This window comes from Paenibacillus sp. VTT E-133291 (assembly GCF_002264395.1).
Lineage (GTDB): Bacteria > Bacillota > Bacilli > Paenibacillales > Paenibacillaceae > Paenibacillus_AQ > Paenibacillus_AQ nitricinens.
Window position 1 is genome coordinate 1 of sequence record NZ_NFVA01000242.1, and the last position, 487, is coordinate 487.

Consider the following 487-nt stretch of genomic DNA (forward strand, 5'->3'; position numbering starts at 1 on the left):
CCGTTGTTCAGTTCTTAGAGCAGCATCATTATTTGTATATTGTCATTAATCCGCTCATCTCAAATCGGCTTAGAAAGTCCAACCTTCGAAAGGTGAAGACAGATGCTGCTGATGCCTATCTGTTGGGAGAGTTGTACTACAAAGAAGAATTTGAGCCCTTTAAAAAAAGAGGTGTTCAACTGCTTAATCTGCGTTATCTAACGAGACAATATGAGTCTCTTACAAAGATGTGTGTACAGACTAAACTGCAATTTCAAACTGTTCTTGATCAAGTTTCCCCTACGTACAAAGGTGTTTTCGGGGACATCTATTCTAACATTTCACTTCGATTTTTAAATGAGTTTCCAACTTCAAATTTGGTATTGCAATCGGACGAAGAAATGCTAAAGTCCAAATTCACAGAACTACTTTCCTCAAGACGAGGGCGGTCAGAGAATTGGATCTGTGTGCGAGTTACGCGTCTATTAAACGCGGCAAAACAAAATCC

1 protein-coding gene is annotated in these 487 nt (G+C 39.4%); it reads left to right on the plus strand.

Annotated elements, in window-relative coordinates; genetic code table 11:
- On the plus strand, window positions 1-487 hold a 487-nt coding region (locus CA598_RS31760; protein WP_143812508.1), incomplete at both ends, for an IS110 family transposase.